The sequence below is a fragment of the Blastococcus sp. CT_GayMR19 genome, from assembly GCF_004570385.1.
Taxonomy (GTDB): domain Bacteria; phylum Actinomycetota; class Actinomycetes; order Mycobacteriales; family Geodermatophilaceae; genus Blastococcus_B.
In genome coordinates this window covers 15,788-35,965 of record NZ_SPQL01000012.1, presented here as the reverse complement: position 1 = coordinate 35,965, position 20,178 = coordinate 15,788, and the positions used below count along the sequence as shown (strand labels likewise).

General features: G+C 72.0%; 13 protein-coding genes. 9 read left to right on the top strand and 4 right to left on the bottom strand.

Going from position 1 to position 20,178, the window contains the following annotated elements:
• Nucleotides 1-62 precede the first annotated feature (62 nt).
• The 6 genes from E4P39_RS16365 (at nt 63) to E4P39_RS16340 (ending at nt 11,353) form a co-directional block, all read left to right on the top strand.
• A complete protein-coding gene (locus E4P39_RS16365) occupies nt 63-1,556 on the top strand; it encodes an ATP-binding protein (protein WP_167761905.1) in 1,494 nt (497 codons plus the stop codon).
• Nucleotides 1,553-5,065, top strand: coding sequence for a tetratricopeptide repeat protein (locus tag E4P39_RS16360; RefSeq protein ID WP_135137641.1), 3,513 nt, complete (start codon nt 1,553-1,555; stop codon nt 5,063-5,065). The genes E4P39_RS16365 and E4P39_RS16360 overlap by 4 nt, the downstream gene beginning before the upstream one ends.
• Nucleotides 5,062-8,562 carry a tetratricopeptide repeat protein gene (locus tag E4P39_RS16355; protein ID WP_135137640.1) on the top strand — a complete coding sequence of 1,167 codons (3,501 nt, stop codon included), beginning with the start codon at nt 5,062-5,064 and terminating at the stop codon, nt 8,560-8,562. The genes E4P39_RS16360 and E4P39_RS16355 overlap by 4 nt, the downstream gene beginning before the upstream one ends.
• A gap of 7 nt (nt 8,563-8,569) precedes the next feature.
• A complete protein-coding gene (locus E4P39_RS16350) occupies nt 8,570-10,036 on the top strand; it encodes a hypothetical protein (RefSeq protein WP_135137639.1) in 1,467 nt (488 codons plus the stop codon).
• Nucleotides 10,037-10,196: 160 nt separating this feature from the next.
• Nucleotides 10,197-10,868: a UdgX family uracil-DNA binding protein gene (locus E4P39_RS16345; RefSeq protein ID WP_135137638.1), complete on the top strand. Its 672-nt coding sequence runs from the start codon at nt 10,197-10,199 to the stop codon at nt 10,866-10,868.
• Nucleotides 10,869-10,909: 41 nt separating this feature from the next.
• A complete protein-coding gene (locus E4P39_RS16340; protein WP_135137637.1) occupies nt 10,910-11,353 on the top strand; it encodes an organic hydroperoxide resistance protein in 444 nt (147 codons plus the stop codon).
• 39 nt (nt 11,354-11,392) lie between these two features.
• On the opposite strand, the gene E4P39_RS16335 is transcribed toward E4P39_RS16340, so the two are convergent.
• A complete protein-coding gene (locus E4P39_RS16335; protein ID WP_135137636.1) occupies nt 11,393-12,775 on the bottom strand; it encodes an MFS transporter in 1,383 nt (460 codons plus the stop codon).
• A gap of 49 nt (nt 12,776-12,824) precedes the next feature.
• Complete coding sequence (gene pdxH / locus E4P39_RS16330; RefSeq protein ID WP_245159889.1) at nt 12,825-13,472, bottom strand: pyridoxamine 5'-phosphate oxidase; 648 nt, start codon at nt 13,470-13,472, stop codon at nt 12,825-12,827.
• A 169-nt stretch (nt 13,473-13,641) separates the two neighbouring features.
• Here pdxH and E4P39_RS16325 point away from each other — a divergent pair, with 169 nt between their 5' ends.
• From E4P39_RS16325 to E4P39_RS16315, 3 genes are all read left to right on the top strand, one after another.
• Nucleotides 13,642-14,772: a citrate synthase 2 gene (locus E4P39_RS16325; protein WP_135137635.1), complete on the top strand. Its 1,131-nt coding sequence runs from the start codon at nt 13,642-13,644 to the stop codon at nt 14,770-14,772.
• Nucleotides 14,773-14,883: 111 nt separating this feature from the next.
• Nucleotides 14,884-15,999: a phosphoserine transaminase gene (serC, locus tag E4P39_RS16320; protein ID WP_135137634.1), complete on the top strand. Its 1,116-nt coding sequence runs from the start codon at nt 14,884-14,886 to the stop codon at nt 15,997-15,999.
• 133 nt (nt 16,000-16,132) lie between these two features.
• A complete protein-coding gene (locus E4P39_RS16315) occupies nt 16,133-18,847 on the top strand; it encodes an ATP-binding protein (protein WP_245159888.1) in 2,715 nt (904 codons plus the stop codon).
• A gap of 201 nt (nt 18,848-19,048) precedes the next feature.
• On the opposite strand, the gene E4P39_RS16310 is transcribed toward E4P39_RS16315, so the two are convergent.
• Nucleotides 19,049-19,450: a hypothetical protein gene (locus E4P39_RS16310; protein WP_135137633.1), complete on the bottom strand. Its 402-nt coding sequence runs from the start codon at nt 19,448-19,450 to the stop codon at nt 19,049-19,051.
• Nucleotides 19,450-20,154: a hypothetical protein gene (locus tag E4P39_RS16305; RefSeq protein WP_135137632.1), complete on the bottom strand. Its 705-nt coding sequence runs from the start codon at nt 20,152-20,154 to the stop codon at nt 19,450-19,452. The genes E4P39_RS16310 and E4P39_RS16305 overlap by 1 nt, the downstream gene beginning before the upstream one ends.
• Nucleotides 20,155-20,178: the final 24 nt, after the last annotated feature.

Sequence of the window (20,178 nt, the reverse complement as noted above, 5' to 3'; positions counted from 1 at the left end):
ATCGCGGGCAGGATGGCGTGTCCGGTGACGGCCTAGGGGGAACCGTGTCGCAGGGGCTACTCGTGCTGGTCGGGGTGGATACGGCTCCCGGGGCGGAACCTCTGACGTACGCGTGTAGCGATGTCAAGCAGCTGCGGGCGCTGGCGTCCGCCGAGTTGGTCGGGGAGCCGCTGCTGGACCCGACCGAACAGCTGGTCCGCGATCACTTAGACGCCTTGTTCGACGCGCTGAAGGATTCCGGCGGGCCGCTGCTGCTGGTGTGGGCCGGTCACGGCGTGGTCTCGGCCGGGCAGCTGCTGCTCCGGGCGGCGAACACCATGCCGCGACCGAGCGCCGGGATAGCCGCAACCGAGGTCATGCGCGCGTGCGTCGACTCGGGCGCCGGTCAGTTACTACTGATCTTTGACACGTGCTACTCCGGCGCTGCCGCCGACTCGGCCGGGGTAGCAAAGCAGATGTTGGACCAGCTGCCACCGAACGCCGAGCACGTCTGGGTAGGCGTGCTGGCCTCGGCCCAGGCCTCGGAGAAGGCCCGTGACGGGTTGTTCGGGCGCGAGCTGCGCCGGCTGCTCAGCGAGGGGCCATCCGATCCTGACCTGCGGCGGCGATGGTCGGTGCACAACCGAGAGCTGCGCGGCGATGACCTGTGCGACGCGCTTGTGAAGGAGTGGGCCAGCGACCGGCAGCGGCTGGATTTCCGGTCCAGCGGCTCCGGCTGGTGGGTGTTGCCCAATCCGCTGTATCGGCCGGACGCGCCCGAGCAGGTGGTCGAGCATCTTCTGCGCGCGGCCCGCGGCGGGGCAGAGGATGACGAGCGGTCCTGGTTTACCGGCCGCACCGGTGAGGTCGACCAGGTCGTGGGCTGGGTGACCGCCGCGCGGCCGGGGCTGTTCGTGGTGACCGGCTCGCCGGGCACCGGCAAATCGGCGGTGGTCGGGAGGGTGGTCAGCGTCGCCAACCCCACCGAACGGGTCCGGCTCCTCGCTGACGACCCCGACTTGGGCCACGCCGATCCCGGGCGGAGCGCGATCACGGCAAACGTGCACGCCCGCGGATTGACCGCCGACCGGATTGCGGAGCTGCTCGACGCCCAACTGGTACGCGCTGGGCGCCTGCCACGGTATGAGCCGGGTGAGCGCAACGCCGCCGAGTTGCTCGGCGCGCTACAACGCGCCCACAACGACACGGCCGCTGCCGGAAAGGGCGACGAGCCACCCTCGCCAGTACTCGTCGTTGACGGGCTGGACGAGGCCCGCGAGCAGGCCTTCCCTATCGCCGCTGAGCTGCTGGTGAAGCTGGCCGGGCTGGCCACGGTGATCGTCGCCACCCGGCAGCTGCCTCCGCCGCCGGGATCCCAGGCCCCACTGCTGGGTGTGCTGTCGCCCGTTGAAACTCTGAATCTGGACGATGAGCAGTGGCAGGACAGTGGCCGCCAGGCGCTACGCGAGTACGTGATCCGCCGGCTGACCGGCGTGGACCAACGGATGACCCCGGATCTGGTCGCGGCTCTCCTGGCCGGCGATGACGACGTTGAACCCAGAGCTGCCGTCTCGTGACGACGCGATCGGAGCCTTTCCTGTTGGCTCGGCTGGTCACCGACCAGCTGCGCATCGCACCGGTGGACACCGGCCTGCCGAACTGGCAGCAGCAGGTCAGCCGGTCAGTGGAGACGGCGTTCGAGGTTGACCTCGCCCGGGCCGACCCACCTGACCGCTCGGGTGAGTTCAGCGCAGCCGGGTTCGCCCGCGGGCTGCTGACGGCGTTGACCTGGGCGCTGGGTGCTGGGTTTCCGGAGCCGGAGTGGCGAGCGGTCGCCCGGGCGCTGACCGGGCGGGAGGTCACAGCGGGGGACATCAGCTGGGTGCTCGACCAACTGGGTCGCTATGTGGTGCAGGACGGCGAGGCCGGGGTGGCGGTGTACCGGCTGGCGCACCAGGCGCTCGCCGACCACCTTCGCCCGCTGCCCCGGCAGCCCGGCGGCGGTGACGATGCCGAGGCCGTCGCGGTCAACGTGGCGCTGCTGGAGCACTACGCCCGCCTGCTCACCGGCGGGCTGACTCCGCGGCAGCCCGGCTACCTGTGGCTGCACGCCGCCGAGCATGCGGCGATCTCCGGCGAGGCCGGGCTGGATCGGCTGCGGCACCTGGCCGACGACCATCCCGACCTGCGGCCAGGCCTCGCCGCCGCGGCGGGGACCCTATCGGCTCGGCTCGGCGGGTGGGGGCGGCGGTTGGCCGCACTGCCGCCGGCACAGGAGGCGGCACGGCTGTATCAGGGACTGGCCGCCGACAACCCCGCGTACACCGCCGACCTCGCCATGTCGCTGACCAACCTCGGCATCCGGCTCAGCGGGGTCGGCCGCCCCGCGGACGCGCTGCCCCCCACCACCGAGGCCGTCGACCTCTACCGGGCGCTGGCCGCCGACAACCCCGCCCATACCGGCGACCTCGCCGGCGCACTGAACAACCTCGGCATTCTGCTCAGCAAGGTAGGCCGCCGCGCCGACGCACTGCCCCCCACCGAAGAGGCCGTCGATGTTTACCGGACGCTGGCCGCCGACAACCCCGCCTACACCGGCGACCTCGCCGGCGCACTGAACAACCTCGGCGTCCGGCTCAGCGAACTCGGCCGCCGCGCCGACGCGCTCGCCCCCACCACCGAGGCCGTCGACCTGCGGCGGACGCTGGCAGCCGACAACCCCGCCCTCACCGGCAACCTCGCCGGCGCACTGAACAACCTCGGCATTCTGCTGAGCATGGTAGGCCGCCGCGCCGACGCACTGCCCCCCGCCACCGAAGCCGTCGACCTCTACCGGGCGCTGGCCGCCGATAACCCCGCCCATACAGACGACCTCGCCGGCGGGCTGACCAACCTCGGCGTCCTGCTCAGCGAGCTCGGCCGCCGCGCCGACGCACTGCCCCCTACCACCGAAGCCGTCGACCTGCGCCGGGCGCTGGCCGCCGACAACCCCGCCTACACCGGCAACCTCGCCAGCTCGCTGAACAACCTCGGCGTCCGGCTCAGCGAACTCGGCCGCCCCGCCGACGCGCTGCCCCCCACCGAAGAGGCCGTCGACCTCTACCGGGAGCTCGCCGCCGACAACCCCGCCTACACCGGCGACCTGGCCATGTCGCTGACCAACCTCGGCGTCCTGCTCAGCGGGGTCGGCCGGCGCGCCGACGCGCTGCCCCCCACCGCCGAGGCCGTCGACCTCTACCGGGCGCTGGCCGCTGACAATCCCGCCTATACCGGCGACCTCGCCAGCGCCCTGAACAACCTCGGCATCCGGCTCAGCATGCTGGGCCGCCGCGCCGACGCGCTGCCCCCCACCGAAGAGGCCGTCGACCTGCGCCGAGCGCTGACCGCCGAGAACCCCGCCTACACCGGCGACCTCGCCAGCTCGCTGAACAACCTCGGCATGTGGCTCAGCGAACTCGGCCGCCTCACCGACGCCCTGCCCCCCACCGAAGAGGCCGTCGACCTCTACCGGGCACTGACCGCCGACAACCCCGCCTACACCGACGACCTGGCCATGTCGCTGAACAACCTCGGCATCCGGCTCAGCGAACTCGGCCGCCCCGCCGACGCGCTGCCCCCCACCGAAGAGGCCGTCGACCTCTACCGGGCGCTGGCCGCCGACAACCCCGCCTACACCGGCAACCTCGCCAGCGCCCTGACCAACCTCGGCATCCGGCTCAGCGGGGTCGGCCGCCCCGCCGACGCGCTGCCCCCCACCGAAGAGGCCGTCGACCTCTACCGGGCGCTGGCCGCCGACAACCCCGCGTATATCGGCGACCTCGCCGCTGCCCTGACCAATCTCGGCGTCCTGCTCGGCGAACTCGGCCGCCCCGCCGACGCGCTGCCCCCCACCGAAGAGGCCGTCGACCTCTACCGGGCGCTGGCCGCCGACAACCCCGTCTACACCGGCGACCTTGCCCGCGCGCTGATCAACCTCGGCGACCGGCTGACCGAGCTGGGGCGGCCTGCCGAGGCCGAGCCGGCTTGGCGGCAGGCACTCGGGGAGAAGCCGCCGGTGTCGCAGTCGGTGCTGTTACTGCACCGCGCCGCGCGCGCCACCCCCGGGAACCCGGACACGGCCGGCTGGCTCCACTCCGCCCTTGCCGGCGCCGACCGGGACCTGCGGTCGGCGTTGCACCAGCAGGCCCGCCGCCACCGTTCCCCCGACCCGGCTACTTTCGACGCCGCGTGGCTGACCGTGGCCGGACCGCCGCTACCCGAGTGGTTCACGGTCGATCCAGATCTGCTGCAGAACGCGCGGAACTGGATCGCCACCGACACCTACGAGGCCGAACGCGCCCACCTCACCGCCCACCCCGAGCTGCTGAACCCCGACGCCGACAGCGCGGTCGCCGAGGCCCTCCTCGCCGTGGGCGAGGACAACCGGTACGCGGCGCTGCGGGCCGCCGCCCGCACAAATGGCGTGGAGGCGGCCTACCGGCCGCTACTGCTCCGCCTGCTCGCCCACCAGTTCGCCGCCGTCGGCCCCGGCCAGCAGCGGCGGCTGCTCGCGGAGCGGCGAGACGACCTCTTCGACGACACCGTCACCACTGAGCTTGACGAACTGGCGGCCAGCGACGACGACGCCACCGGCAACGCCGCCATGGCCGCCGAGGCGCTTCTCGACCTTGCCCGCCTCCACGAGCACCAGCCGGCCCTCACCGCGCTGGAATCCGAGCAGGGACTAACGGCGCTGCTGCCCGATCTGGCCCGCGTCCCGGACCTCTCTGCTCTGGCCCCGACCGCGACCCTCGCTCTGCTGAACGCTCGCACCGAGGCTGACGCCGCCACGGCACGGCTGTACCTGGCCGTGGCCGCCGCCGCTGCCGGCGACCCCGCCTCCGCCGAGGAGCACCTCGCTCTGGCCCTGGAGTCGGACCGGACACGGCTGCCCGACTGGATCACCGAACTCGCCGCCCTCGGCGCCCAACACCCCTCGGTACTGCGCCTCATCCCTCCCCTGACGACCACGCTGACCGCCTCGCCACAACCCGCGCCCGCGCTTGCCGACCCGTCGACGCACCACATTCAGGCTGGTCCTCCATGACCGTGCGGCCGGAGCCGTTCCTGTTGGCTCGGCTGGTCACCGACCAGCTGCGCATCGCACCGGTGGACACCGGCCTGCCGAACTGGCGGCAGCAGGTCAGCCGGTCAGTGGAGACGGCGTTCGAGGTCGATCTCGCTCGGGCCAAACCACCAGTTGGCTCGGTCGAGACCAATGTGACGGCACTGGCGCGCGGGCTGTTGACCACGTTGACCTGGGCGCTGGGGGCAGGGTTCCCGGAGCCGGAATGGCGCGTCGTCGGTCAGGCGCTGACGGGGCGGGAAGTCGGCGCGGAGGACATCAGCTGGGTGCTCGACCAGCTCGGCCGCTACGTGGTGCAGGACGGTGAGGCCGGGGTGGCGGTGTACCGGCTGGCACACCAGGCCCTCGCCGACCACCTCCGCCCGCAGCCCCGGCTGCCGGGCGGAGGTGACGATCCTGAGGCTGCCGCCGTCGCCGTGGCGCTGTTGGAGCACTACGCGGAGTTGCTCACCGGCGGGCTGACTGCGCGGCAGCCGAACTACCTGTGGCTGCATGTCGCCGAGCATGCCGCGATCGGCGGCGAGGCCGGGCTCGACCGGCTGCGGCAGTTGGCCGGCGATCATCCTGACCTGCGGCCGGCTCTAGCCGCCGCAGCGGGAACCCTCGCGGCGCGCCTCGATCGGCGGGGGCAGTCGCTGGCGGCGCTGCCGCCAGCACAGGAGGCGGAGCAGCTGTACCGCAGTCTGGCCGTCGAGGAGCCAGCCTTCCAGGCCGTTCTCGCCAGCGCCGTGAATGACCTGGGCGTCCTGCTCAGCGAACTCGGCCGCCCCGCCGACGCGCTGCCCCCCACCCAAGAGGCCGTCGACCTCTACCGGGCCCTGGCCGCCGACAACCCCGCCTACACCGGCAACCTCGCCGGCGCCCTGACCAACCTCGGCGTCCTGCTCAGCGAACTCGGCCGCCGCGCCGACGCGCTGCCCCCCACCCAAGAGGCTCTCGACCTCTACCGGGCGCTGGCCGCCGACAACCCCGCCTACACCGGCAACCTCGCCAGCGCCCTGAACAACCTCGGCGTCCTGCTCAGCCAACTCGGCCGCCCCGCCGACGCGCTGCCCCCCACCGAAGAGGCCGTCGACCTACGCCGGGCACTGGCCGCCGACAACCCCGCCTACACCGGCGACCTCGCCATGTCGCTGACCAACCTCGGCGTTCGACTCAGCGAACTCGGTCGCCCCGCCGACGCACGGCCCCCCACCCAAGAGGCTCTCGACCTCTACCGGGTCCTGGCCGCCGACAACCCCACCTACACCCGCGACCTCGCCGGTGCCCTGAACAACCTCGGCGTCCTGCTCAGCGACCTCGGCCGCCCCGCCGACGCGCTGCCAGCCACGGAAGAGGCCGTCGACCTGCGCCGGGCGCTGGCCGCCGACAACCCCGCCTACACCGGCAACCTCGCCATGGCCCTGACCAACCTCGGAAGCCGGCTCAGCGACCTCGGCCGCCGCGCCGACGCGCTGCCAGCCACCGAAGAGGCCGTCGACCTCTTCCGGGCGCTGGCCGCCGACAACCCCGCCTACACCGGCGACCTCGCCATGTCGCTGAACAACCTCGGCGTTCGCCTCAGCGAACTCGGCCGCCGCGCCGACGCGCTGCCCCCCACCGAACATGCCGTCGACCTCTACCGGGCGCTGGCCGCCGACAACCCCGCCTACACCGGTGCCCTCGCCAGCACGCTGAACAACTTGGGCGTCCGGCTCAGCGGACTCGGCCGCCGCGCCGACGCGCTGCCCCCCACCACCGAAGCCGTCGACCTCTACCGGGCGCTGGCCACCGACAACCCCGCCTACACCGACAGCCTCGCCAGCACGCTGAGCAACCTCGGCGTCCGGCTCAGCGAACTCGGCCGCCGCGCCGACGCGCTGCTTCCCAGCGCTGAGGCTGTCGACCTCTACCGGGCGCTGGCCGCCGACAACCCCGCCTACACCGGCAGCCTCGCCATGTCGCTGGATAATCTCGGCGTCTGGCTCAGCGAACTCGACCGCCCCGCCGACGCACTGCCCCCCACCGCCGAGGCCGTAGACCTTAACCGGGCGCTGGCCGCCGACAACCCCGCCTTCACCGGCAGCCTCGCCATGTCGCTGAGCAATCTCGGCGTCCGGCTCAGCGAACTCGACCGCCACACCGACGCACTGCCCCCCACCGCCGAGGCCGTGGACCTATACCGGGCGCTGGCCGCCGACAACCCCGCCTTCACCGGCGACCTCGCCATGTCGCTGAACAATCTCGGCGTCCGGCTCAGCGAACTCGACCGCCACACCGACGCACTGCCCCCCACCGCCGAGGCCGTAGACCTATACCGGGCGCTGGCCGCCGACAACCCCGCCTACACCGGCAACCTCGCTAGCTCCCTGAATAACCTCGGCGACCGACTGATGAAGGTGGAGCGGCCCGTCGAGGTGGAACGGGCCTGGCGGCAGGCGCTGGCGGCGCTACCCCTGGCCGCGCGGGCGTTGCTGCTTCTGCACCGCGCCGCGCGCGGTGAGGCCGGGCACCCGGACGCCGCTAGATGGCTCCACTCAGCCCTTGCCGACGCCGGCGCCGACCGCGGCCTTCAGTCGGCGCTGCACCAACAGGCCCGCCGCCACCGTTCCCCCGACCCGGCCACCTTCGACGCCGCCTGGCTGACCGCCGCGGGCCCGCCGCTACCCGAGTGGTTCACGGTCGATCCAGATCTGCTGCAGAACGCGCGGAACTGGATCGCCACCGACACCTACGAGGCCGAACGCGACAATCTCGCCGCTAACCCGGAACTGCTGACCCCCGACGCCGACGGCGCGGTCGCCGAGGCCCTTCTGGCCATCAACGAAGAGCAGGCACACCGGTACGAGGCAGTGCGCAGAGCTGCTCGCATGGAGGGTGCGCAAGCGGCCTACCGGCCGCTGCTGCTCCGCCTTCTCGCTCATGAGTTCACCGGCGCGGATGCCGTCCGGAAACGCCAGCTGCTCGCGGAGCGGCGAGACGACCTCTTTGACGGCATTGTCACCACTGCACTAAACGAGCTGGCAGTCAGCGATGACGATGCCACCAGCAACTCAGCGATGGCCGCCGAGGCGCTGCTCGACCTTGCCCGCCTCGGCCAGCACCAGACGGCGTTGACCGCCCTGGAATCCGAGCAGGGGTTCGCAGCACTCCTGGCCGATCTGGCCCGCGTCCCGAACCCCTCCGCGCTAGCCCCGACCGCGATCCTCGCCCTGCTGAACGCACGCACCGAGGCTGACGTCGCCACGGCACGGCTGTACCTGGCCATCGCCGCCGCCACCACCGGCGACCCAATCACCACCGAGGAACACATCGCTCTGGCCCTGGAGGCGGACCGGACACGGCTGCCCGACTGGATCACCGAAGTCGCCGCGCTCGGCGCCCAGCATCCCCAAGTGCTCCGCCTTGTCCCCCTGTTGACCGCCGCGCTGACGGCCCCATCAGAGCCCCGCGCCATCACCAACACTGACGGAAAGTGAGGTCGAGATGACCGCCGCCCGGACAGCCAAGCCCTCATCAACCGATCTGGTGGTGGTGCTGCCCGGGATCATGGGCAGCACGTTGGTCGACCGTGATGGCCAACTTGTTTGGGGACTTTCGGTCGGCTCATTGATGCGCACTCTGCGCAGCCGGGGGGAGGGCCTGCGACGGCTACGCCTCCCCTCCGGGATCGGGGACGAGCATCCCGGCGACGGGATCCGGCCGACGGCGCTGATGCCCGACCACGGGCTGCCCGGCATCTGGACGCCGGTCAAGGGCTACGACAAGCTCATCGACCGGCTGCACGGGCTCGGCTACCGGCCCAGCCCCGACCCATGTAATCCGGCCGCGCCGCCGGGAAACCTGCTCGAGGTGCCCTACGACTGGCGGCTCTCCAACCGCTACAACGGCCGCTACCTGGCCCAACAGATCCAGCCGGCGTTGGAGCGATGGCGGACGCAGGGTGGCGAGTACGCCGACGCCCGAGTGGTGCTGGTCTGTCACAGCATGGGCGGTCTCGTCGCCCGCTGGTACCTGGAGCGCTGCAGCGGCGCCGACGTTACCCGGAAGCTAGTCGCCTTCGGCACCCCCTGGCGGGGGGCGGCCAAAGCCGTCGAGCAACTTGTGAACGGGGTGCACAAGGGCCTCGGCCCACTCAGCGTCGACCTGACCGAGATGGCCCGCAGTCTGCCGGCGCTGCACCAGTTGCTGCCCGAGTACGCCTTCCTGTCCTCCGGCAGCGATCTGCTCAAGACCACCGAGACCACGCTGCCCGAGCTCGACACCGGCATGGTCGCCGATGCCATGCACTTTCACACCGAGCTGCAGGGCGCCGAGACCGCCCGCCCCGCTTCCCTGGAGGCGACGCACATGATCGTCGGCGCGCGTCAGCCGACCTGGACCACCATCAGCCTTCAGAATGGCCGAGCGGTGCCGCTGGACACCATCGACGGGCGCAACGAGTACGGGGACGCCACCGTGCCACTACCCGGCGGCATCGGCCATGGCCTGACTCAGACCAGCAACCGCATCCGGCGCATCGTCGACCAGCACGGCAACCTGCACCGCAACCCCGCCGCGCTTGACGAACTCGAGGAGATCCTCACCGGCAACGACATCCGCTACAGGCCGGGGGAGGGAGAGGTGCCGATCCGAGTCGCCGCACCGGACCTATCCCTCGCTGGCCAACCAGTGACCGTCATTGTGGACCTCGACGACGACGCACGACACGCCTTGGCCGTCACCGTGACGGACGAAGACGGCCGCACGCTGGACACGCTACGGCCGCGCATTCGCAACAGCCGCGCCGAAGCCACCTTCGACGACCTGCCCCCAGGCGCCTACACCGTGACGGTCGCCGGAATCACCCCCGCCAGCCCGGTCACCCCGGTCAACACCATCGTTCTCGTCACCGACGCCATCGCCGCCGGCCAGCGGCCTCAAGCGCAAGGCACGGGTGCAGACACCTCGTGAACCGCCGCCACGCCTCCCGCTACACCCGAGGCAATCCACGGATCGGACACCCTGCCGGGACAGCGGCGGGCGCAACAAGCGGATCGTCGCCCAGGAGCGCGTCCGTTCTACCCCGCCGGCCCATTCGCGGTCAGCCGCTCGGTGCGGTGTCATCGACGGCATGAGCGAGGAGAACGGTCTGGCCCAGCCCCCGGAGGGCGTCGGGCTGGACGGACTGCGCGCCGCGGCGGCCGGCTGCCGGGCGTGCGAGCTGTGGCAGCCGGCGACGCAGACCGTCTTCGGGGAGGGACCGGTCAGCGCGCGGATCGTCTTCGTCGGTGAGCAGCCCGGCGACCAGGAGGACCGGAAGGGCGAGCCGTTCGTGGGCCCTGCCGGGAAGCTCCTCGACCGGGCGCTCGGGGACGCCGGCATCGACCGCGACGACGCCTACGTCACGAACGCGGTCAAGCACTTCCGCTTCACGGTCAAGGGCAAGCGGCGCATCCACCAGACGCCCGGGCCGGAGCACCTGCGCGCCTGCCGGCCGTGGCTGGAGTCGGAGTTCGCCGTCCTCAAGCCCGAGGTCGTGGTCTGCCTCGGGGCGACGGCGGCCAAGGCGCTGATCTCGCCGTCGTTCCGGATCACCAAGGACCGCGGGCAGCTGCTGCCCTGGACGCCGCCGGGGACCGCGGCCGTCGAGGCCGCCGACGAGGACGAGGACGCGCCGTCCCAGACCTGGATGCTCGCCACGACCCACCCCTCGGCGATCCTGCGGACCCCCGACGAGGGCCGCGCCGCTGCCTACGACGCTCTGGTCGCGGACCTGAAGGTCGTCGCGCACGCCCTCGCGTGATCCAGGCTGCGAAGCTCCGGGCGAGCGGGTAGACCAAGCGCATGGACCGGCTCTACACGGCAGAGGCCAGCGCCTACGGGCAGCGGACCGGCGCGGTGATCACCTCCGACGACCGGCTCGACCTGAAGCTGTCCCGGCCCAGCGAGATGGGCGGCGACGGCGGGCCGGGCACCAACCCCGAGCAGCTGTTCGCCGCCGGCTACGCGGCCTGCTTCCACAGCGCGATGCGCTTCGCGGTCAAGGACGTCGGGCTCACGGCCAAGGATCTCGAGGGCTCGCACGTCACCGCCCGGGTGCACTTCCTCAAGGGCGCGCCGGGCGAGTTCGGGCTGGCGGCCGAGCTCGAGTTCACCGCCCCGCTGATCGACGAGGAGAAGGCCCGGGCGCTGATGGAGCGGACCCACCAGATCTGCCCGTACTCGAAGGCGACCGCCGGCAACATCGACGTCGAGCTGCACGTCGCCCAGCACCCGCACGCCGGCTGACTCTCTCCCTCGTGCGTGCGTAGTCACGCCGCCCGGGGGTTATTGCGCGGAGGAGCCCGGCCGGCCCTCGCCACTCTCGGGGGCGGGCGAGCCCGGCCGGGCCTCCCCTGCCGGCCCGGGGACGCGGGACGCCCGGAAGAACCAGAACGAGGGGACCGCGAGCGCGATCACGGCCATCGCCACGACGATGACGACGCCGCCGGACACCATCGCGACGGTCACGCCGGCCGCGCTGGCCATCGCCCCGGCGCGGAGGTCACCCAGCCGGGGCCCGCCGGCCACCACGACCAGGAACACGCCCTGCATCCGTCCGCGCATCTCGTCGGGGGCGGCCGTCAGGAGGATGGAGTGCCGCAGGACGGCGCTCACCATGTCCCCCGCGCCGGCCACCGCGAGGCAGAGCACCGCCAGCCACAGCGTCGGGGCGAAGCCGAACCCGACGATCGCCACGCCCCAGACCGCGATGGCGACGAGCACGACGGCGCCCTGCCGCTCGACGCGGGTCACCCACCCCGAGGTCAGCCCCATGACCAGGGCGCCGATCGAGATGCCGGCGAAGAGCCACCCCAGGCTGTTGGGCGATCCCTCGAAGCGGGTCTCCGACAGCTCCGGGAACACCGCCTGCGGCCAGGCGAACAGCATCGCGACGACGTCGACCACGAACGTCATCAGCAGCACCGGCTGGGTGCGCAGGAAGGTGAAGCCCTCCCCCACGCCGCGGACCGCCATGCTGAGCCGGAGCGGTCCGACGACCCCGGCGGGCGGCAGGGACGGCAGCCCCCGCAGCAGCAGGACCGCGATCAGGAACCCCAGCGCGTCGACGGCGTAGGCGAGGAACAGGCTGCCCGCACCGATCAGCAGCCCCGCGAGCAGCGGGCCGGCGATGACGCCGACCTGGCGGACCGTCATGACCAGCGCCTGGGCCGCCGGTACGCCGGGGCGCCCGACCAGGGCGGGGATGACCGCACTGCGGGTCGGCTGGTTGACCGCCGTGAACCCCGAGACGCATGCGGTGAGCACCCACAGCAGCGCGAGGTTGCCGCCGCCGGGCAGCAGCGCCTGGAGGGCCAGCAGCGCGCTGGTCACCGAGGCTCCGGTCGAGGTGATGAGGATCAGCCGGCGCCGGTCCATCGAATCGGCGATCGCGCCGCCCAGCAGGCCGAAGACGATCAGCGGCACCAGCGCCACGATCGAGGTGACGCCGACCAGCAGCGACGACCCGGTCAGCACGTACACCTGGTACGGGACGGCGACCAGCGTCATCTGCTGGCCCATCATCGTCGCCGCGACGCCCCAGAACAGCCGCCGGAAGGCGGGATTGCGCAGCGGGGTGGTGTCGATCGCCCACCCGCGGCGCCGGGGAGCGGCCGGGGCCGGCTGGTCCCCGCGGCCGCCCTCGACCGGATCGACGGGATCGCTCACGACGTCCGGCTCGCTTCCGCCCGGCGGAGCCGGACGTTCACGGAGTCGCTCACGGGGCGAGCCGCTGGATGATCCAGCCGCCCCCCTCGGCGTCGTCACTCACGAACCGCAGCCGGTCGTGCAGCCGGTCGGCGCCGCCCTGCCAGAACTCCACCCGCTCCGGGATCACGCGGTAGCCGCCCCACACCCGCGGACGGGGCACCGACCCGGGCGGCGTCTGCTCGTCGAGCGCCCGTACCCGGTCGGCGAGCTCCTGCTCCGACTCGACGACCGTCGACTGCACCGATGCGACGGCGGCCAGCTGCGCGCCCCGGGGGCGCGGGTCCCAGAGCGCGTCCGAGGCGGCGTCCCCGATCCGCTCGACCCGGCCGGCCACCCGCACCTGCCGCTGCATCGCGTGCCAGGGGAAGACCAGCGCCGCGCGGGGGTTCACCGCGAGCTGGGCCCCCTTCGTCGAGGCGTAGCTGGTGCCGAAGACGATGCCGTACTCGTCGTAGCCCTTCATCAGGACGATCCGGGCGTCGGGGGCGCCGTCGGCATCGGCCGTGGCGACGACGACGGCGTTCGGCTCGGGCAGCTCCGCCGCGACGGCGTCGACGAACCAGCGGTCGAACTGCTCGACCCAGGTGGGGGCGAGGTCCTCCTCCCGGAGCCGGCGTGCGGTGTAGTCCGTGCGCATGTGGGCGAGATCGGGCACGCCGCCATGCTGACACCGCCGGGTCCGCGGGGCTCGGGAGGCCCGACGAGGAGCTGCCGGAGCCCGCCCCGCGTGCGACCGGCGGCCCGGCACCACCTAGGGTCGGCAGGCAATCGTGTGGGCCATTCGCCGTGGCCGCACGGGTCCCGCGCGCAGAGGAGCATGCGAGATGGCAGACGACTTCGTACCGGGCCTGGAAGGCGTCATCGCCTTCGAGAGTGAGATCGCCGAACCCGACCGGGACGGCGGCGCCCTGCGCTACCGCGGCGTCGACATCGAGGATCTCGTCGGCAAGGTGACCTTCGGCAACGTCTGGGCGCTCCTGGTGGACGGCAAGTTCGGTCCCGGCCTCCCGCCGGCCGAGCCGTTCCCCATCCCGGTGCACACCGGCGACGTCCGGGTCGACGTCCAGGCCGCGCTGGCGATGCTGACCCCGATCTGGGGCTACCGCCCGCTGCTGGACATCTCCGCCGAGGAGGCCCGCGAGGAGCTCGCCCGGGCCGCAGTCATGGCGCTGTCCTACGTCGCGCAGTCCGCGCGCGGCATCGGCATCCCCGCCGTGCCGCAGAAGCGCATCGACGAGTGCAACACGATCGTCGAGCGGTTCATGACCCGCTGGCGCGGCGAGCCCGACCCCCGGCACATCGCCGCCGTCGACGCCTACTGGACCTCGGCCGCCGAGCACGGCATGAACGCCTCGACGTTCACGGCCCGCGTCATCGCCTCCACCGGCGCCGACGTCGCCGCGTCGCTGTCCGGTGCGATCGGGGCCATGTCGGGCCCCCTGCACGGCGGCGCGCCGTCCCGCGTGCTGGACACGCTCGACGGCGTCGAGGAGAGCGGCAACGCCGAGCAGTACGTCAAGGACCTCCTGGACAGGGGCGATCGGCTGATGGGCTTCGGTCACCGCGTCTACCGCGCCGAGGACCCCCGCGCCCGCGTGCTGCGCCGCGCCGCCGAGGAGCTCGGCGCGCCGCGCTTCCAGTCCGCGCTGGCCCTGGAGCAGGCCGCGCTCAAGGAGCTGCGCGAGCGGCGTCCCGACCGGCCGATCGAGACCAACGTCGAGTTCTGGGCGGCGGTCGTCCTGGACTTCGCCGAGGTCCCCCCGCACATGTTCACGTCGATGTTCACCTGCGCCCGCACCGCCGGGTGGTCCGCGCACATCCTCGAGCAGAAGAAGACCGGCCGGCTCGTGCGACCGGCCGCGCGCTACATCGGCCCCGACCCGCGCAGGCCCGAGGACGTCGAGGGCTGGGACACCATCACGACCAAGACCACGACCCAGGCCGCGCCGGCCTGATCCACGTTCGCTGACGTATCGACGGCCCGGGTCCGCGCTGCTGCGGTCCCGGGCCGTCGTCGTCGAAGAACCCCCGCTGCACCCCGCACCGAACCGAGAGGCACTCCCCGGATGAGCATCACCCTCCCCGCCGAGCTCCTGCCCGCCGACGGCCGGTTCGGCTGCGGGCCGTCCAAGGTCCGCCCGGAGGCGCTGCAGGCGCTGGTCACCGACGGCGCCGCGATCATGGGCACCTCCCACCGCCAGTCCGGCGTCAAGGGACTGGTCGGCCAGATCCGTGCCGGGCTCCGCGACCTGTTCGACCTGCCGGACGGCTACGAGGTCGTCCTCGGCAACGGTGGGACGACGGCGTTCTGGGACGCCGCGATCTTCGGCCTGATCCGGGACCGCGCCGCCTTCGGCACCTACGGGGAGTTCTCCGCCAAGTTCGCCTCCGGGGTCGCCGAGGCGCCGTTCCTCGCCGACCCGGTGATCGCCAAGGCCGCCCCCGGTTCCCTGGCGCTGCCGAAGGCGCAGGACGGCGTCGACGTCTACGGGTGGGCGCACAACGAGACCTCCACCGGCGTGATGGCCCCGATCCAGCGGCCGCACGGCGCCGACAACGACGCCCTGGTGCTCATCGACGCGACCAGCGGCGCGGGTGGCCTGCCGGTGGACATCGACCAGACCGACGTCTACTACTTCGCGCCGCAGAAGTCCTTCGCCGCCGACGGCGGTCTCTGGGTGGCGGTCATGTCGGGCGACGCCCTGGCGCGGGTGGCCGAGGTCAAGGCGTCGGGCCGCTGGATCCCCGGCTTCCTCGACCTGTCGATCGCCGTCGACAACTCCTCGAAGGACCAGACGTACAACACCCCCGCGGTGGCGACGCTGTTCCTCCTGGCCGACCAGATCCAGTGGCTGCTGTCCCTGGGCGGGCTGTCCGGTGCGGTGGCCCGCACCACCGACTCGTCGAACCGGCTCTACCGCTGGGCGGAGAAGTCGTCGTTCGCCACCCCGTTCGTGTCCGACGCCGACCAGCGCTCCCTCGTCGTCGGCACGATCGACTTCGACGACTCCGTGGACGCCACCCGGATCGCCGCCGTGCTGCGGGAGAACGGCGTCCTGGACACCGAGCCCTACCGGAAGCTGGGCCGCAACCAGCTGCGGGTGGGCATGTTCCCGGCCGTCGACCCGGACGACGTGAGCGCGCTGACCGCCTGCATCGACCACATCGTCGAGCGGCTCTGACCCCAGGGCACCATCACGTGTCGAAGTCGCCGCGGGTACGTTGCGTAGGCGGGTTGTCGAAGCCGGGCCGGCTGCCGACCGGACGCGTCGTCCGGGCTCGCTGTCCTGCTCGGCGTCTCGGCTGGAGGTGAGCGTGGTCCCCGCTTCCCCCTCGGGACCAGGTGACGGCGACCTCGGCATCTTCACCGCCGGTGGCGAGGCCGGCCGGCTGATGGCGGCGATGGACTGGTCGAGCACCCCGGTCGGACCGGTGGAGACGTGGCCGGCCAGCCTGCGCTACGCCGTCCGCACCGTGCTGGTGTCGCGGTTTCCCATGGTGCTGACCTGGGGGCCCGAGTTCACCCAGTTCTACAACGACGGCTACGCCCCGCTGATCGGCGCGCACCACCCGGCCATCGGGAACGACATCCGGGAGACCCTCTCCGCCGCGTGGGACGCGCTCGGGCCGCCCATCGCGCACGCGATGACCACGCTGGAGTCGTCGTGGTTCCCGGCGCTGCAGCTGCTGCTCGAGCGGCACGGGTACCGCGAGGAGACCTACTTCACGGTCACCCACGCGCCGGCCTTCGGGGACGACGCCACGGTCGCCGGCATGCACGCCGTCTGTTACGAGGTCACCGGGCAGGTCATCGGCTCCCGGCGCCAGCGGCTGCTGCACGAGCTCTCCGTGGCCGGGGCCCACGTGACCGACGAGGCTGAGGCCGTCGCGGCCATGTGCCGCGCGCTGGCCGAGGACCGACTCGACGTGCCGTTCGCGGCCGTCTACCTGGCGGGCGAGGATGCGCAGCTGCACCGGGCCGCCGCCGTCGGCTGCAGCGCCGGCCTGCTCCCCGAGGTCACCGGTCCCGATGCCGCCGAGGTCGTCGCCGGGATCGACCGGCTGCTCGTCGCCGGCGGTCCCTGGGGCGACCCGGTCACCGAGGCGGCCGTCCTCCCGCTGGGCATGGGCGCCGAGCCGCTCGGCGTGCTCGTCGTCGGCAAGAGCCCCAACCTGGCGCTCGACGAGGAGCACCGCTCCTTCCACGAGCTGCTGGGCGCGCAGTTCGCCGGTGCGGTGGCCACCGCCCGCGCGTTCGAGGCGGAGCGGCAGCGGGCCGAGTCACTGGCCGAGCTGGACCGGGCGAAGACGACGTTCTTCTCCGACGTCAGCCATGAGCTGCGGACGCCGCTGACGCTCCTGCTCGGCCCCATCGGCGACGTCCTCGACGACCCGGCCGAGCCGCTGCCGGCCGGCGTGCAGGAGCAGCTCAGCCTGGCCCTGCGCAACGGCCAGCGGCTGCAGCGGCTGGTCAACGACCTGCTCGACTTCGCCAGCATCGAGGCCGGCCGGGCCGCTCCCGTGCGGGTGGAGACGGATGTCGCCACGTTCACCGCCGAGCTGGCCGGCATCTTCCGGGCCGCGGCCGAACGCGCCGGACTGCGACTGACCGTGGACTGCCCGCCGCTGGGGCAACCGTCCTACGTCGACCCGCGGATGTGGGAGAAGGTCGTCGTCAACCTGCTGGCGAACGCGGTCAAGTACACGTTCGTCGGCGGGATCGACGTCCGCCTGCGCGCCGACGGGAACCGCTTCGTGCTCACCGTGACCGACACCGGCGTCGGGATCGCGGCCGAGGAGCTGCCGCACCTGTTCCAGCGCTTCCACCGGGTGCCGGGAGCCACCTCCCGCACGCGCGAGGGCACCGGGATCGGGCTGGCGCTGGTGCACGAGCTGGCGGCCCTGCACGGGGGCGCGGTGTCGGTGGAGAGCGAGCCGGGCACGGGCAGCACGTTCACCGTCGCGCTGCCCTTCGGCGCGGCCGACGTCGTCGGCGGGAGCGGTTCGACCGCTCCGTCGGAGGCGGCCCGCGGGGAGGCCGCGAGCTGGGAGCAGGACACCTCCCGGCCCGGCGAGCCCGCCGCCGGGACGCGGGGTGCGGACATCCTGGTCGTGGACGACAACGCCGACATGCGCGCGTACCTGACCCGGCTGCTCGGGCGGCACTGGGCGGTGCGGACGACGGCGAACGGCGAGGAGGCGCTGGCGGCGGTGGCGGAGCGCTCGCCCGACATCGTGCTGACCGACGTGATGATGCCGCGGATCGACGGGTTCGAGCTGCTGCGGCGGCTGCGCGCCGAGGACGCGACCGTCGACATCCCGGTGATCATGCTGACCGCCCGCGCCGGCCAGGAGGCATCGGTCGAGGGGCTGGAGGCCGGAGCGGACGACTACCTGGCCAAGCCCTTCCGGGCCGACGAACTGGTCGCCCGCGTCCGGGTGGCCCTGGAGCGGGCGGCCGGGCGGTCGGCGGCACGGGCTGCCGAGCGCGCGACGGTGGACGCGACCACCCCGCCCGTCGAGCCCGCCGCGATCGCGGGGTTCGCCCCGGCTCCCCCGTCGCCCGAGTCGAACGGTTCGCGGCCGGGTCCGCCGTCCCCGCGGCGCCGGCATGAGAGCGCGCCGTCCGCGCCCGGCCGGAACGCGGAGTGGCGGTTCCCCGCGGAGGCGGCGTCGATCCCGGTGCTCCGCCGGCGGCTGCGGACGCTGCTGGACGACGCCGGGGTGGAGCACGACCAGACGTACGACCTGTTGCTGGCCGCGTGCGAGGCGGCGACCAACGCGTTCGAGCACGCCCAGGACCCCACCGAGCCGATCTTCGACGTCACGGTGCACGTGGACGACATCCAGGTGCGGATCGCGGTGCGCGACTACGGCCAGTGGCGCGAGCGGACGCCGAGCATGGATCGCGGCCGGGGCGGCACGCTGATGAGCGCCATCGGCGAGATCACCGCCACCCCCAGCCCGGACGGCACGACCGTGACGATCGTGAGCCCGGTGTCCGGCGACCACGCGACCGCTACCGCCTGACCCTCGCACAGGCCCAGGCACTGCATCTCCGCCCACTGGCCAAGGATCGCCAGGCGTAGCGCCCACCAGGACACGGCCCGTGACCGCGCGGCCGCGGGCAGGGGCATGAACCTGCGGAGCGGGCCCGGGAAGGTCAAGACCCAGCGGGACGGGTCCCGATTTGCGTACTTACTTCAAGTCAAGGGGGTGCTGCACCGCCCGTCAGAACGGCGGTTCGTCTGCGACCTCTCTACGGAACTGAGCCGCCTCTCCGACTTGGACGTACACGTTATCGGTGTCGAATTCATCATCAGTGACCTTCTTGAGAGGTCCCTTAGTTGTATTCGTGCCCCATGGGTCTATCTTGACAGACTTGGCCGGGGTTCGGTCGGTAACCCTCGCAACACTGTAGGCATCAGCTACCAGGTTCACCGCTAGGCGAAGCTTGGGAAGCAAGACTACCCCCAGCTTTTCGCCGGTATCCGGATCCTTGATCTCGACCGACCGACTGAGAACGACAACGTCGCCCTCCTGAATCCCAGACTTACCACCCGCATTGAACGCTAGCTGGTACTCATCGACGTGAGTTGCCACCTTGGCATCTGCGACCTTTATTTGTGCCATTATATCGTCCCCTCGACGGCGTCGAAACTCTCAACCTCAGCCGTGGCTGCATTATCTTGTACGGGCAACGCAGACGGCCGTAACGCCAGCCCCTTGGGTAGCTCGGTGTCCACGTCGGCTCGTTCGGCCAGGCGAGTCCAGAAAGCAGATGACTTCTTGCCAACGCAGACGAAGGCCACCAACTCGCGTTGCTGGTCGTAAGTGCGCGCCTCTACGACGCCGCGTACCGCTCCAGTCGTTCGGACTTCCAGATCGTATCGGGCTCCCAGGATCTCGGGATGCTCGTCCGGCCAACGCGCGAGGACTGCGACATCACCATTCACGGCCTGGACACCTACGAGCTCAGGCACGTGTTCCAGGGATTGCGCCAACAGCGCGCCACGGACCTGTCGGATTCCCTCTTCCATGCCCACTGACCAATTCTTCTCTGCCTCTAGGGTAGCCCGGCGATTGCTTTCCTTCAGTGATTCGATCTCGACCTGGAGGCGCCCGGAAAGCTCAAGCAATCGATCATAGCCGCGGACCTTTTTGGTCCATTCGAAGCCGCGGGGTGCAAGAATGGTCGCCGCGGTGATCGCAAGAGCGCCAGCGACCACCACCCAGAAGGCCCACAAGAGGTCTTCCACTTCCGCCGCAATATAAAGGCCAACGACACCAGCCAGGGACACGAGCACGGCCCAGAATCGCGCTAGGATCTTGAACATCTCCCCAAGACCCTCCGACGGCGG

Coding starts and splice junctions, on each gene's coding strand:
- E4P39_RS16355 (WP_135137640.1), top strand. CDS start 5,062: ATGACCGTGCGGCCGGAGCCGTTCCTGTTGGCTCGGCTGGTCACCGAC.
- E4P39_RS16350 (WP_135137639.1), top strand. CDS start 8,570: ATGACCGCCGCCCGGACAGCCAAGCCCTCATCAACCGATCTGGTGGTG.
- E4P39_RS16345 (WP_135137638.1), top strand. CDS start 10,197: ATGAGCGAGGAGAACGGTCTGGCCCAGCCCCCGGAGGGCGTCGGGCTG.
- E4P39_RS16340 (WP_135137637.1), top strand. CDS start 10,910: ATGGACCGGCTCTACACGGCAGAGGCCAGCGCCTACGGGCAGCGGACC.
- E4P39_RS16325 (WP_135137635.1), top strand. CDS start 13,642: ATGGCAGACGACTTCGTACCGGGCCTGGAAGGCGTCATCGCCTTCGAG.
- serC (WP_135137634.1), top strand. CDS start 14,884: ATGAGCATCACCCTCCCCGCCGAGCTCCTGCCCGCCGACGGCCGGTTC.
- E4P39_RS16310 (WP_135137633.1), bottom strand. CDS start 19,450: ATGGCACAAATAAAGGTCGCAGATGCCAAGGTGGCAACTCACGTCGAT.
- E4P39_RS16305 (WP_135137632.1), bottom strand. CDS start 20,154: ATGTTCAAGATCCTAGCGCGATTCTGGGCCGTGCTCGTGTCCCTGGCT.